The sequence below is a fragment of the Pedobacter sp. WC2501 genome (genome assembly GCF_052682415.1).
The window spans coordinates 3,467,951-3,483,069 of record NZ_JBQZFI010000001.1 but is presented as its reverse complement, the minus strand read 5'-3'; the positions used below and the strand labels follow the sequence as shown (position 1 = coordinate 3,483,069).

The window sequence follows — 15,119 nt, the reverse complement described above, 5'->3', positions numbered from 1 at the left end:
GCGAGGAATCGTCATTGCGAGAAGGCTTTTTCAGCCGACGAAACAATCTTACAACGATCGCTAACAGCGTGCGCTTTAAGATTGCTTCGTGCCTCGCAATGACGACCTTTTTTTTGGAGTCTGTCAATGGTAACGTAGTCGAAGGGCATTTGCGATTTATCAATCTCAAGAAGTCTTCGACTACGCTCAGACTGACAACCACGGCGCTTAACTTAATGACATTGGCCATCAAGCAATTAAATACAAAAAGATTTTCATAGCTCAAATCCCGCAATCGTCATCCCTCGATCGTCCTCCTGAACTTGTTTCAGGATCTTTTTGGTTAGTTCTCTTGCCAAGAAAGCACAGATTTGCACGGAATTTAGTTTCCCTTTTTGCTTTCATAGCTCAGCTCCCGCAATCGTCATCCTCGATCGTCCTCCTGAACTTGTTTCAGGATCTATTTGGTTAGTTTTTTTGCCACGGAAACACAGAATTGCACAGAATTTAGTTTGGCTTTCTGCTTTTGACTTTTTTAACATTGAGTTGGGGGATAAATCTTAAAAAATGTCACCCTGAGGGATAATTTATTTTATAAAAATCAATATGAATGACAGAGGGGTCTATAGCTATGTTCCGGCGAGGAATCGTCATTGCGAGAAGGCTTTTTCAGCCGACGAAGCAATCTTACAACGATCGCTAACAGCGTGCGCTTTAAGATTGCTTCGTGCCTCGCAATGACGACCTTTTTTTTGGAGTCTGTCAATGGTAGCGTAGTCGAAGGGCATTTGCGATTTATCAATCTCAAGAAGTCTTCGACTACGCTCAAACTGACAACCACAGCGCTTAACTTAATGACATTGGCCATCAAGCAATTAAATACAAAAAGATTTTCATAGCTCAAATCCCGCAATCGTCATCCCTCGATCGTCCTCCTGAACTTGTTTCAGGATCTATCTGGTTAGTTTTTTTTTGCCACGGAAACACAGATTTGCACGGAATTTAGTTTCCCTTTTTGCTTTCCGCTTTAGTCTTTAACCTTTATCCTTTACTACCATTAAGCAATTAAGAAAATTAAGATTTTTATCGCTCAGCTCCCGCAATCGTCCTGCTGAACTTGTTTCAGGATCTTTCTGCTTAGTTTTTTTGCCACGGAAACACAGATTTGCACGGAATTTAGTTTACCTTTTTGCTTTCCGCTTTAGTCTTTTACCTTTATTAAAAATCTGAATAGTCTGTTGGGTAAACAAATTTAGTATCATTTTTAGAAACATTGTGTTGATACTCTGGCATTGCCGATAGTTTCTTCCAATATTCATCTGCTGAGAATGCTTTCCAATGCGCATCTCTATCTGTTTTATTTTCGAAAGTGGTTAAATACATCAGGTTAGGCATACGACTCCCGGCGATTACTTCTCCATAAAATACGGCATTAAAATTTAATCTTTTGAATAAACCGATTTCGTCGCCTTTATTAAACATTTCAACTTTATTCTGAAAATATTTCTCCGTTGGTGCCTCATAGCTTCTTAATTCGTACACCCGTTCTTTCATCGGCGATTTTAAATTAGGCAGCATAAAATGAGGTGCGTCTTCAAAGGCTTTTAATACAATAGATTCTAACCGCTCAAAAGGTGCTTCCGTGTAGACTGCGTCCAGATAGATCTCACCATCAGCGGCATATTGTTTGTCTTTTGCCAGCTTTTTATCCAATTCTAAAATTCCATTAAATGATTTTAAAGGAATAAATACATAAATCAGTTTTTCTGTAACGACAGTCTGATCACTCACAATTGGTTTAAACACACCAACTTTAGCTATGCCACAGCGGTGTAAAGCGGGCAAATATGCTTTTTGCAAATATTCATCCACAGTTTTTTCTTGCGCATCGGTTTTTAAGTGGTAAATTTTAATCTGATAGAAATCTATCGATGCATTAGCGGCAAATGCGCTAAATAATAGCACTATTAAAAACAGACTGGATATTTTAATTTTTGGTGACATTTTAGATTGACTGATTTGGAATGGAAAATTAATAAAGTTTTCGGGTAAAACTGAAAATATCTTTTTTAGGCTGACCATTTTTATCCTTTTCTTCCAGCACAACGCTTAATTTATTTTCAGTAATCAATTGATAGCTTAACCTCACCGATTGATCTTTCATTTCAAAAACAGCAAGTTTTCCCTTTAAGGTTACCAGCGGAAAAAACAGTGGTTTTTCTTTTTCTTCCCAGGCAATGCTTCCGCGGTTAAAATGCCGCATCTTCATCACAGGCAAACCTTCTTCAAGTTCAATCACAACAAATTCGTAAAATAAAGCTTTCCCATCTTTAACACACCTAAAGCTGCTCATCATGCTTTCGCCGTTTGGCTGGCTCCAAAACTCTTCCAAATCGCCCCATTCACTTTTCTGTACCCAGGTTCCAGACATAAATGCCAAATCTTTTACGGCAGCCTTTTTTATTTGCGCAAAAGCCGAAATAGAAAAGAATAAGAAAGCCAAAATCAAAAAGTTATTTTTCATAGCGTAATTTATTACAGCTAAAATAACTAATTATATCCAATTATAGAATGAGTCAGCGACCAATTTCCGGTTTGCAATAAACAGTTTACAGTTACCAATGACCAATGAAGCATCTTACTTTGAAATATTTGGATTTGGAGGTTCGGCATTTAGTAAATGCTTCACAAAGAAGTCGCGTTTACGTCTGCGTCCGTAAACTCCCCCATCACTGTGTCCCATGCCTGGAATGCTTAAAATATCGAAATTTTTATTTGCTTTGATCAATGCATCGGCAAGTCGATAGGTCGATTCTGGCGGTACATTTTCATCTGCTTCGCCAACAATTAGAAATAGATTTCCCTGTAATTTACCTGCATTTGTAATGTTTGATTGTTCTCCATAATGTGGTCCTACGGGATAGCCCATCCATTGTTCGTTCCACCATTGTTTATCGATGCGGTTATCATGACAACCACAGGCAGAAACTGCAGCCTTATAAAACTCAGGATGAGATAACAGTGCACCTGTTGAGCTTTGCCCACCCGCCGAAGTGCCATAAATCCCTACCCGTGAAATATCAGCATTTGGATATTTAACCGCCATGGCTTTCATCCACAATATTCTGTCAGGAAATCCGGAATCGGCTATGTTTTTCCAACATACATCATGAAAAGCTTTAGACCGGTTGGCCGTACCCATTCCATCAATCTGTACTACAATAAAACCCAATTCGGCAATACTCTGCATTTCACTGGCTGGCAAGAAACTTTTAGGCACAAAGCTATCATGGGGACCTGCATAAATATTTTCGATTACAGGATAAGTTTTATTCGAATCCATTTTTGAAGGAAGGCAAACAATGCCCCAAATATCGGTTTTGCCATCTCTTCCTTTGGCTACAAACACATCAGGCAATTTAACGCCTGTAGCCAAATAGGCATCTGTTTTTCCATGTTCTATTTCGTTTAATTTTTTGGTGCTTGCCGTTAACCTTAATTCGCTAACCGGTGGTACATTTACTTGTGAGTAGGTATCGATATAATATTTACGATCAGGAGAAAAGCTGAGGTTATGATTACCTTTTTCTGGTGTGAGGTTTACCAGACCTTTTCCATCAAACCCGATCCGGTAGTAATGGATAAAATAAGGATCTTCGTCAGCATGCATTCCATTTGCCCTGAACCACACCTGGCGTTTTACGATATCTACACTATCAATATCACGAACTACATAATTTCCTTTTGTAATTAACTGCTGCCTTCCGGTTAAGGCATTTACCAGATAAAGGTGTTGCCAGCCATCTTGCTCACTCGTCCACAATATTTCGTTTGTTTTAGGTAAGTATCTGGTATAAATGCGATTTTCATAAATGAAGGTTTTGGTTTTCTCGTCGATGATATTTTTGGTTTTCCCTGTTAAAACCTCCACTTCAATTACCCTGAAACGCTGATGCCCCCGGTCTACTTTCTCATAAGTATAATACCTGCTGCTATTTCCCCGCCAATGTAGTTCCGGTGCACCAAAGAAATCGATCGGATCAGCATCAACTTTAATGGCAGTTTTTTTCGCTACATTAAAAACATAGGGCTGATAAGCCGTAAAGTCATCACCAGGTTGTGCATATTCTCTCGATTTTAATTCGCCGCGTGTAGTACCTAGAACAGAACTTAACACATAATATACTTTTTTAATTTCTTTGGGATCGATTTTGTAAGCAACAATATTTTTCCCATCAGGAGACCATGCAAATTCGCCGTAAGGTTTATCGGCATTACCGTCGGTACTCAGCTGAGTTTCCACCTTTGTTGCTAAATCAATTACAAAAAGGTTGCCACCGCGAATCAGGATTTCACTTTTGCCATCCGGAGATTTTTTGGATTGGCGATTTCCTTGCCAGCGCGATTTCCTTTGTTGCAGAGGTCTTTTGGCATTGTAACGATAAATTATAGTGTCTTTAGTGTCCGCTAAACTGTAATCGCCTAAGTTTAATTCATACCATTTATCCTGTATTTTTAGTTTTGCCGTATTACCCTGATCGGCGAAATATAACTCAGCAAGCTGAATTTTTAGTGGGTTCTGTTTTTTACCGGTAACCTTTTCGATATTCTGCGCAAGTTTATGATGATCAAATGCGGCCTGGCGTTTACCTGTTGCAGCATCAACATAATAATATTCCCATGTTCTATCAGGAAGATTCTTTTTATACCAAAATGCAGTTCCATCCTTTTTCCAGAAAGGAATAATATCATTGTTGGTTGGAATATTACGTAAAGTGCTATCCATTTTCAAGGATAGTTGATAAGCATCTGCCACTTCAGCAGCATTAGGGGCATAAGGCTGCAACCTGGCTTGCTGTGCCAGCAGTTGAGCGGAAACAAAGCTTAATAAGATGAAAACTATTGATTTTTTAGCGGTTGCGTAAATGATCATTACAGATTTTTTGCGGGTAAATATAATACTGCAGTTTTGCAGGTTTCTTTTAGATTTTGATAAATAACATTAATATTTTAACCATTCTCATCAACCGGATCTTTTGATTTCAAATCCTGGCGGACTATATTTCCTTTAATGAGGTAATAAACCGGGATACCGATTAATGTGATGATTAATCCGGGCCAGGTAAATTTGGGTTTAAACATAATCAGCAATATGCAAAAGGCCAGGCCCATTACCATATAAATAATTGGCAATACAGGGTAACCAAAGGCCTTGTAAGGTCTTTCGGCATCAGGTCGTTTTTTACGGAGGATAAAAATTCCGAAAATGGTGAGCATGTAAAACATTACCACCACAAATGAGATCATATCCAACAGATCGCCATATTTCCCGCTAATACACCATAAACAAGCAAAAATACTCTGGATCCAGAGTCCAAATCCAGGAACTGCATTTTTGTTCAGTGTACCCACTTTTTTAAAGAATAGCCCGTCTTTGGCCATTGAGTAATACACCCTGGCACCAGCCATAATTAAACCGTTATTGCAACCGAAGGTTGAAACCATAATCATTAGTGCAATAATGATGGTACCTGCTGTACCGAAAATATGGTTGGCAGCAGAAACTGCCACCCGGTCTTTATCAGCGTAGGCAATATCGTGTAATGAAAGTACACCGGTATACATCACATTGGTAAGGATGTAGAGCACCGTTACCATAATCGTTCCCAGGGCTAAACTCAAACCAATATTGCGTGCAGGATTTTTAATTTCGCCGGCAATAAAGGTAACATTGTGCCAGGAATCGCTACTGAATATCGAACCTACCATTGCGGCAGCAATGGCTCCGAAGGCAGCCAAAGTGGTATAAGAACCAATATTTCCATCGGCAGATAAGGGACCCAAAACCCACATATTTTCCCAATTGGTTTTCCAGATTCCTTTATCTAAAAAGAAAAGTCCAAAAACAATCAAGCCAAACAAGCTTAACAATTTGGCCACTGTAAAGGTTGTCTGGATTACTTTACCGCCATTTACCCCCCTACTGTTGATATAAGTGAGTAATATAATTACCCCAATGGCCAGCAGTTGTGCTGGTGATATGGTAAAGAAGCCTAAATCGATGGCGACTAAATCTTCACTTAATGCAGGTATGAGATAAGCGGTAAACTTGGCAAATGCCACGCCTACTGCAGCAATAGTAGCGGTTTGAATTACCGTAAAAAAACTCCAGCCATATAAAAAACTAATCAGCGGATTGTATGCTTCCTTTAAATAAATATACTGTCCGCCTGCTTTTGGAAACATGGCACTTAATTCGCCATAACTTAATGCAGCAGTAAGCGTCATGAAGCCTGTAATTAGCCAAACTACTAACAGCCAGCCAGAGCTGCCTACATTTCGGGTAATATCTGCACTTACAATAAAAATACCTGAGCCAATCATACTTCCGGCTACAAGCATAGTTGCATCCATCAGTTTAAGAGAGGGTTTAAATTGTGTGGTTTCTTTTTCAATCATGTGTTCTTTGCTTGGTGGTTCTAAGGTTGGTTGAGTTTATTTATTTAAGCTGATCGTAAAAATGCCACGAGGTTTTAAAATCGCGTGTTAAAGGCTGATTGGTTAAGGTAGCCCTGATCAATTCCACAGGAATCAAGTTTTCTTTAATCACTGCATCATGGAAATCCTTAAAGCTCATTTTGCCACTATCGACCAGTTCTTTTTTCAGTGCAAAAAGCTGAAGACCACCGGTAAGGTAAGCTACCTGGTATAAAGGACTATAATCGCCTTTGAAAGATCTGCGTACTTCGCCTTCTGCATTGGCACGTTCGTGCCCTACACGGTCTACTAAGAAATCAACACACTGCTGAGGTGTCCATTTACCGAGGTGAAAGTTCAGCGAAAAAAGAATCCTGGCGCAACGGTGCATTCGCCAGAAAAGCATCCCCATTTTTTCTTCAGGCGTTTTGGCAAAACCTTTATCGTAAAGCAAAAGCTCCCAATATAACGGCCAGCCTTCTACGCTGAAAGGTGTTTTAAAAGGATCCCGATAGCTTTTATAACGGTTATTCATAAAATACTGGTAATGATGGCCTGGTAAGAGTTCGTGCTGTACCGTTCCTCTCGAAAAATAAGGATTATTCCCACGCATACTCATTAACTTATCGTCTTCCTCCATCGAATTTGTTGGATAAGAAATACTGATTTCGCGTCCACCGGTAAAAAATGGATTCACTAACTGGCGTTCGGCCGACATCATGACCATCCCCCAGGTTTCTTCTGCCAATGCCGGAATAGTGATCAGATCGTTGGCCTTTATAAAACTTAAGGCATCATCCTGTAGTTTTACAATCAACTCTGGCTGTTTACCTAAAGGCACATAGCTGTTCTTGATTTTCTCCTGCGCTTTTTTCCAGTCATTTCCGAAGCCCATAGCCGCTGATGCTTTCAAAAGCTCTTCGTCGCAAAACTTAAACTCTTTTTCCGCAAGCTTGATCAGTTCTTCTGGCGTGTAAGGAATAAGCTCTGCATTTAGCTGCCTGATCAGTTCTTCCCTTCCAATAGGATTTCCTTTAATTTCTGGTTTATTTGATTTTACGGAAGGAGCAGCATCACCATTATCGTTAAAAAGTTTAGCGTAATTGGTTAAGGCCAGGTCTAACTTTTCGTAAGGTTTAGGTACCCACCAGGTAAAACCAGGCTCATAATCCATGTAGAATTGGTAAAAGCCCTTTAAGCGGTGTTTTAAACTCGAGGTTATCGCCGTCGCCATTTTAAGCTGATCGGGTGTTAATATTCCTTTCTTAAAATTTAGACTCAGGGCATCAATCTGCTTCGAAATTTCATCTATCTCGGCAGCCAGCAAAGCACCTTCTTTATAAGTGCCCCTTCTTCTTAATTTTTCGAGTGCATAAATCGCATCGGCAAAGGTAAAATACTTCGATAGAACACTATAGTCTGCCTCCTCTTTACCTAAGAGCCAGACAGAAGATTCGATCTGTTTTTTAAGAAGGATATAATCTACTTTACCGTAAGTACTAAAGGCTTCAAATTTGGCAGATTTTAACTTGTTTAAGTAATCATTATTGATGTCTTGCAGACGTTTTCTTTGCTCCGGACTTTTAAAAGTAGTCATCGGATAAGAATAAGTGCCACCTGCGGAATAAGGATAGTAGAAATCATTAATGGCATCAACGTCTCTTTGGTAACCTACGATCAACGTACCCATTTCGCTGGTTTGTTCGTACAAGCTTTCATTTGATGTTTGCGCCAGTACAACAGTGCCTGATAACAGACTAACCATTAAAAAAATGGCAAAAAAGTTTAATTTGTTTTGCATTTGGTTTGGTTAAAACAGGCAAATAGCATTTGCCTCCACTTGAAAAATGGTTAGCTTATTTAATTTAAAGAATGTTTTTTTTTGCTTAAGCGCCTATATAGCTCACCCTGCTTACATTATTATAAGTATCGATATATGCTCTTGGCGATTGACCAATAATACTTTTAAATACCCTGTTAAAATTGGTAATACTATTAAAGCCAGCCTTATAAGCCACGCCTGAGATGCAATCGGCTTTTTCTCCTGATATTAGACTTTTACAGGCATCGTTTATTCTTACTTCATTTAAAAATGACACGAAAGTATGACCGGTATGTTTCTTAAAATACCTGCAAAATGCCTGTGGTGTCATAAACGCAGCATTGGCTACATCTTCTAATGAAATTTGATTATTGTAGTTTTCGGTAATGAAGTTAATGATTTTACTCAAACGCATACCTTCATTTTCTGTTACGTTAGAAGAATACATATCTGAGCATAAGGATTCTACATCTTCATTTAAATCCTGAAAACTGTTAACCAATTTCAGAAAGTTAAACAATACATCAACTCCTGATGCCTCATGAACATTCAACATTTTGGTGATCATGTTTTTGGTAGCATTAGCAGGAACCTTAAAACCATGTTTGTTTTTAGCTAAAAAACTACTTGCCATCTTCATTTCGGGAAGATTAAACAAAGCCGCTAAAATACCGTTCGGATTAAAGTAAATGGAACATGCTTTGATTGTTTTATTGCTATCAGCAGAGAAATATTCGGGGTTACTTTTAAATAAGTGTGGAAGTTTTGCCCCAATTACAAAAATATCGCCCGATCGGAAGGCATGCATATCATTGCCCGCAATTAACGTCCCCTCTCCTTTTTCGATATACGTGATCTGCCATTCATCGTGGCGGTGCAGGTATTGGTAAAAAAAAGGCAATTCAATATGTTCCGATATCACACTCTTGTCATCGGGAACAAGCATGGTAAATGGTAATACTTTCATGATTCAGTTAGTGAGGTTTGGTTGTTGATTATGAACTGAATGTATGAATATTAACTCAAATAAACCAATAAAACCTAAATAAGGTTAAAATCCTGCTATAATTTGATAATATATGACGGATTTGATGATGAATTCGGTAGTTCGAAAATCACTACACATTTAGTTAACCTACTGTAATGCAAGATTTAAAACGAATAAATTAAACTAGAATTAACAAAATACACAATGACATCACGTGATTTATAATTACTTTAAGCGTTAACGTTGAAATAATACAGCTGATATGCTGGTCTGGATTTGTAATCCGGACCTAAGTATTGTGGATTTTCAATCCACTGGTACAGCATTGAAATCTAATGATGGACGGGATTACAAATCCCGACTAACAGAATAACGGCCGTGCTAATGGATTTTGTCTTCCTGAACTTGTCGAAAGACCCATTTTAAATGCCACAGACCTCTTAGATATATACTGGGATGCTGGTCTGGATTTTTAATCCAGACCGAAGTACTGTGGATTTTCAATCCACTGGTAAAGAATTCAAAATCTAATGGAGACGGGATTACAAATCCCGACTAACTGTAGTAGTCTTCCTTTCGACTGTAGCATAGCGAAATGGAGATATCTTTGTACCAAGTTATTGAAAATTTAAAAGATCTCTCCACTACGGTCGAGATGACGATACCTGATGCTGGTCTGGATTTGTAATCCAGACCGAAGTACTGTGGATTTTCAATCCACTGGTAAAGAATTCAAAATCGATGAAGACGGGATTACAAATCCCGACTAACTGTAAAAACCAGACCTCTATAGTATACTATCGAACTACTCTGTATGGCTCCATTTTCAGATCAGTGGCTATGCCTGAAACAATCTGGCTAACTAACAAACCTGTTGCCGGTCCTAAACTTAAACCCATCATGCCGTGGCCTGTAGCGATGATCAGATTTTCTCTTTTTTCGCTTCTGCCAATATACGGCAAACCATCAGGCGATGAAGGACGGAAGCCATACCAGATATCTTTTTCTGCAGGAACCGCAGGTTTTAAATCGGGAAAATATGCCGGAACGGATTCTACGATCCCTTTAACTCTTTGCATATTGATCCGGGTATTGATCTTATCCAGTTCCATCGTACCGCCGTATCTGATCTGACCGTTCATTGGTGTTATGGCTACCCTGGCTTCACATAACAAGGCCGGAATACTTAAACGCTGCTGAGGTTCAGGCTCCATAAAAGAATAACCTTTTCCTGGCATTAAAGATATTTTAACATCGGCCATTTTAGCCACAGCAGGCGACCACGAACCAGTTGCCAAAACATACTGATCGGCTTCCCAGGCAATACCACCTGTAAAAACCTTTGTAATGCGATTACTTGCCGTCTCAATTTTATCAACTTCTTTATTACGCACTATTTTAACCCCATTGTTTAATAAATACTTAAGCAAAGCATTCATCAACTTTGTTGGATAAAGGTGTGCATCGCAACGATAATGTACCGCTCCTAAAACATCTAACTTTAAATCTGGCTGTAACGCATGGCATTCGTCGGCAGTGAGTACAGCCATATCCAAGCCCAGTTCAATTGCCCTTGCAGCTAAATGCGCTTCTTCTTCTCCTGCTTTTTCTGTTTTATAAAATGCGAGAATACCATTGTTGGTTAATTCGAAATCGAAATCAGACTCTTTTGCCAGACCTTCATATAGTTTTTTGCTTAGCAACGATAAATCGCGCAATGGCACTGCCGCCTCGCTTACATGTTTTGCCGTAGCATGTTTCATAAATTTCAAACCCCAATTAACGAGGTTCATATTTAAAGATGGGCGAACATAAAAGGGGCTTTTGCTGTCGAACATCCAACGGATCCCCTGCTTGATCATTCCCGGTGCAGCCAAAGGAACAAAATGGCTTGGAACAATCATCCCCGCATTACCAAATGAGCAATTGTCGGTAATCTCTCCTTTATCCAAAACTGTTACCTCGTAGCCTCTTTTCTGCAGGTAATATGCTGAAGTTAAACCTACTATTCCACCACCTATAATTAATACTTTCGACATGCTTTTAATTTATACTGCTGACATTCTTTTTAAAAACTCATTAAATCACCTGAAATCCGTATGCATACGGATCATCTTCGGCATCGATTTTTATAGTATTGTAACCGTAAACCTTTGCCCAACCTTCTACACTTGGTATAATGGCTTTAATTCCATTCAGATCCACAACCTCTTCCACTCTTCCAATAAACTTACTGCCTATAAAACTTTCATGGATAAAATCCTCTCCCTGTTTTAGTTTTCCTTTAGCAAACCACTGTGCCAAACGGGCAGAAGTACCCGTACCACATGGCGAACGATCGATGGCTTTATCGCCATAAAAAACTGCATTCCTGGCAGTTGATGTAGGATCTATTGTTTTCCCTGTCCACAAAATATGGCTACAGCCATTTATCGTAGGGTCTTGTGGATGAACGAAGCTATAAAGTTCATTAATGCGTTTCCTGATGATCTGGCTCCAGCTAATCAGTTGCGAAGCGGTATAGTTTTCCAGTCCAGGGAAATTCTCCTGTGGATCAACGATTGCGTAAAAATTTCCACCATAAGCTACATCGAAAGTAAGTGTGCCTAAATCAGGGCACTCTACCTGAAGATTTTCAGCCGCGAGGTAAGATGCCACATTTTTCAGCTTAACAGACTTTACTTTTTTTCCTTCCTGTTTATATTCAATCAATACCAATCCGGCTGGCGCTTCCATTCTGATCACCCCTGGTATTTTCGGTTGGATGAGTCCTTCTTCAATAGCAATGGTAATGGTGCCAATGGTACCGTGCCCACACATTGGGAGGCAACCACTGGTTTCGATAAAAAGTACAGCTACATCATTAGCAGGATCGTGAGGCGGATAAAGAATACTACCCGACATCATATCATGTCCACGGGGTTCGAACATTAAACCTTTTCTGATCCAATCAAATTCTTTCAGAAAATGCTGACGCTTTTCACTCATGTTTGAGCCAATAAGCTGAGGCCCCCCTCCTGCAACTAATCTAACCGGATTTCCGCAAGTATGTGCATCTACACAAAAAAAAGTTTTACTCATGAGATTTCGTTAATTTTTGATTTACCGTTCTGAAAATATCCAATGGATTACCATCTTTCAATTCATCTGGCAATAGTTCCTGTTCCCAATCCTGGTAAGCCAATGGCCTTACAAAACGATTGATTGCAGTAGAACCAACAGAAGTAAAACGGCTATCGTTAGTAGCCGGAAATGGACCACCATGTTGCATGGCCGCACAAACTTCTACACCTGTAGGCACACCGTTCAGTATAATCCTTCCGGTTTTATCAGTCAACCTGTTTACGAGAGTCTGGTAATGCTGAAGTTCCTGTTTTTCGGCCATTAAGGTTACAGTAAGCTGTCCTTCCAAAACTTCAATAGCCTGCTCCAGTTCTGCACGATCCTGAGCTACAACCAATAATGAGTAGGGACCGAAAATTTCTTCGCGGAGTTTTGGATTTTCAATAAAATCGGCAGCACTTACCTGGGCAACTTTCGCCTCTGATTGATTTTGAAGCTCGGTATTTTTTACGGTTGATGCCGATAAAAGGGCAACACCGCTTTCGTTTACTACCCCGGCAGAAAGTTTACCATAATTATTGGCAATACCTTCAGTAAGCATGGTTGCCGAAGGAATAGTTGAAATAGCTTCTTTTAAAACGGCTTTAAAATTTTCTAATGCAGGTGATTGTACCGCTAACAATAAACCTGGGTTAGTACAAAACTGACCGGCGCCCAGGGTAATAGATGCGGCATATTTTTTAGCCAGTTCTTCTGCCTGGTTTTCTATGGCCAGCGGAAGAAAGATTACCGGGTTAATACTTCCCATTTCGGCAAAAACCGGAATAGGTTGTTCGCGCTGTTGAGCAAGATTAATTAAGGCCATTCCACCTTTAAACGAACCGGTAAAAGTTACTGCTTTAGTTAACGGATGCTGAACCAGGCCAGCGCCAATGGTATAACCATCATCATACAACAAAGAGAAAACACCTTTAGGCATTCCTGTTTTTTCTGCAGCTTTAATAATGGCACCACCTACCAAAGCACTGGTTCCGTAATGTGCAGGATGTGCTTTCACAACTACCGGGCAACCAGAAGCTAGTGCTGATGCGGTATCGCCACCTGCAACTGAAAAAGCAAGTGGAAAATTACTTGCACCGAAAACTACCACTGGTCCGATTGGGATCAGCATTCTCCTGATATCAGGTCGCGGTAAAGGCTGTCTTTCAGGTAATGCGGTGTCAATAATGGCATCAACCCAAGAGCCTTCTGCCACCAGATTGGCAAATAACCTTAATTGGCCGGTAGTTCTGCCCAATTCACCCTGTAAACGACCTAAAGGCAAACCACTTTCTGCCGAAGCCCTGTTTACCAGTTCCTCGCCAAGATTGGCGATTTCATCAGCAATGGCATTTAAAAAAGCTGCTTTAAGATCTTTGTTTAGACTTCGATAACTTTGGAAAGCCGATGTTGCTGATGTTAAAGCCTCATTAACCAGGTTTTCGTTCGCTTTAAAAAATTCGCCATCAAGCGTTAATCCCGTTGCGGGATTAACAGCTTTAAGGCTTTTTTCATTAATTTCACTATAAGTGCTGGCTACAATATTTTTCCCGTTCATATTTGGTTTTTAAACTATTTTCCCCAGCTACCTGCAGGTAATTCCGGACGAACAGCTAATGCATCATTAATAATTTTTAATACTTTCTCTCTCTCTGCGCCACTTAATGGTAAGCGCGGTGCACGAACGGCTTCGGTTCCTAATCCTGTTGCAACCTCTGCAAGTTTAATGTATTGCACCAATTTCGCATGAATATCCAACTCAAGCACTGGTAAAAACCAACGGTAGATCGTTAGTGCTTCAGCAATGCGATTTTCTTTAATCAATCTGAAAATAGCAACGGTTTCTCTTGGGAAAGCATCAACCAAACCCGCAACCCATCCGTGTGCACCCATCACAATGCTTTCCATCGCTAATGGATCTACTCCTGTGAAGATTTTGAAACGGTCGCCAAAACGGTTGATTAACCGCGTTACATTTGACACATCTCTTGTAGATTCTTTGATCGCCTGTATGTTATCGTATTTGGTCAAAACCTCGAACATATCTAAGGTTACCTCAATTTTATAATCAACAGGATTGTTATAAATCATGATCGGAAGACTTGTGCTTTCAGCAATGGCACCAAAAAAGGCCAAGGTTTCGTCTGGAGCAGCATTGTAACGCATTGGCGGCAACAACATTAAACCTTGCGCACCAAGCGATTCGGCTTTTTGAGCTACTTCGATTGCTTTTTTTGTAGTTGACTCAGCAATGTTCAATAAAACCGGTACGCGACCGTTTACCACGGTTAAGGTATGCGATAACAGGCCAAACTTTTCCTCATCGGTTAATACACTGGCTTCACCAAGCGATCCACCTAAAATTATCCCTTCAGCACCTGCTTCTAATTGCGCTTCGATATTTAAATCGAAAGCCGGAAAATCTAACTCATCATTTGCTGTAAATTTAGTAGTTACAGCAGGGAAAACCCCAGTCCATTTGATACCCATTGTAATGTTATGTTTTAATAAATATTTTCAAAATTAATCCGGCCTTTAATCCAAAAACCGGATGTAATTGGCAAGCATCATTTAATCAGATTATCGAAGATAGAATCATGTAAACGATATTCAAAGTTAGGGAATTACAAAACTTCAATATTGTTGTATTTTAACCGATATTGGTCATAAATACGCCATTTCAATCAGACAGATTTAATTAGAAAAAGCCCGGAACATTTGTAAAAGAAATTAGATACCATAAAAAAAGCT

Annotated in this window: 10 protein-coding genes; all 10 read right to left on the bottom strand. The window is 39.7% G+C overall.

The window, feature by feature from the left end:
* Window positions 1–1,197 precede the first annotated feature (1,197 nt).
* Window positions 1,198–1,983 (bottom strand): NIPSNAP family protein, encoded by a 786-nt coding sequence (locus tag ACUN24_RS14770; protein WP_445563182.1) that lies wholly within the window; start codon window positions 1,981–1,983, stop codon window positions 1,198–1,200.
* A 28-nt stretch (window positions 1,984–2,011) separates the two neighbouring features.
* Window positions 2,012–2,503, bottom strand: coding sequence for a DUF6265 family protein (locus tag ACUN24_RS14765; RefSeq protein ID WP_445563181.1), 492 nt, complete (start codon window positions 2,501–2,503; stop codon window positions 2,012–2,014).
* 114 nt (window positions 2,504–2,617) lie between these two features.
* The gene (locus tag ACUN24_RS14760; protein ID WP_445563180.1) at window positions 2,618–4,912 is read right to left on the bottom strand and encodes a DPP IV N-terminal domain-containing protein; all 2,295 of its coding nucleotides are present in this window, start codon (window positions 4,910–4,912) and stop codon (window positions 2,618–2,620) included.
* 77 nt (window positions 4,913–4,989) lie between these two features.
* On the bottom strand, window positions 4,990–6,438 hold the full coding sequence (locus tag ACUN24_RS14755) for an APC family permease (RefSeq protein WP_445563179.1): 1,449 nt from the start codon (window positions 6,436–6,438) through the stop codon (window positions 4,990–4,992).
* Window positions 6,439–6,478: 40 nt separating this feature from the next.
* Window positions 6,479–8,257 carry a DUF885 family protein gene (locus tag ACUN24_RS14750; RefSeq protein WP_445563178.1) on the bottom strand — a complete coding sequence of 593 codons (1,779 nt, stop codon included), beginning with the start codon at window positions 8,255–8,257 and terminating at the stop codon, window positions 6,479–6,481.
* A gap of 85 nt (window positions 8,258–8,342) precedes the next feature.
* Window positions 8,343–9,245, bottom strand: coding sequence for an AraC family transcriptional regulator (locus ACUN24_RS14745; protein ID WP_445563177.1), 903 nt, complete (start codon window positions 9,243–9,245; stop codon window positions 8,343–8,345).
* Window positions 9,246–10,063: 818 nt separating this feature from the next.
* Window positions 10,064–11,305, bottom strand: coding sequence for an NAD(P)/FAD-dependent oxidoreductase (locus ACUN24_RS14740; RefSeq protein WP_445563176.1), 1,242 nt, complete (start codon window positions 11,303–11,305; stop codon window positions 10,064–10,066).
* Between the two features lie 40 nt (window positions 11,306–11,345).
* Complete coding sequence (locus ACUN24_RS14735) at window positions 11,346–12,347, bottom strand: 4-hydroxyproline epimerase (RefSeq protein ID WP_219078304.1); 1,002 nt, start codon at window positions 12,345–12,347, stop codon at window positions 11,346–11,348.
* Entirely contained in the window at window positions 12,340–13,926 is a 1,587-nt protein-coding gene (locus ACUN24_RS14730; protein ID WP_445563175.1) for an aldehyde dehydrogenase (NADP(+)), read from the bottom strand. Before ACUN24_RS14730 ends, ACUN24_RS14735 begins: the two co-directional genes overlap by 8 nt.
* Before the next feature lie 14 nt (window positions 13,927–13,940).
* A complete protein-coding gene (locus ACUN24_RS14725; RefSeq protein WP_121287921.1) occupies window positions 13,941–14,858 on the bottom strand; it encodes a dihydrodipicolinate synthase family protein in 918 nt (305 codons plus the stop codon).
* Window positions 14,859–15,119: the final 261 nt, after the last annotated feature.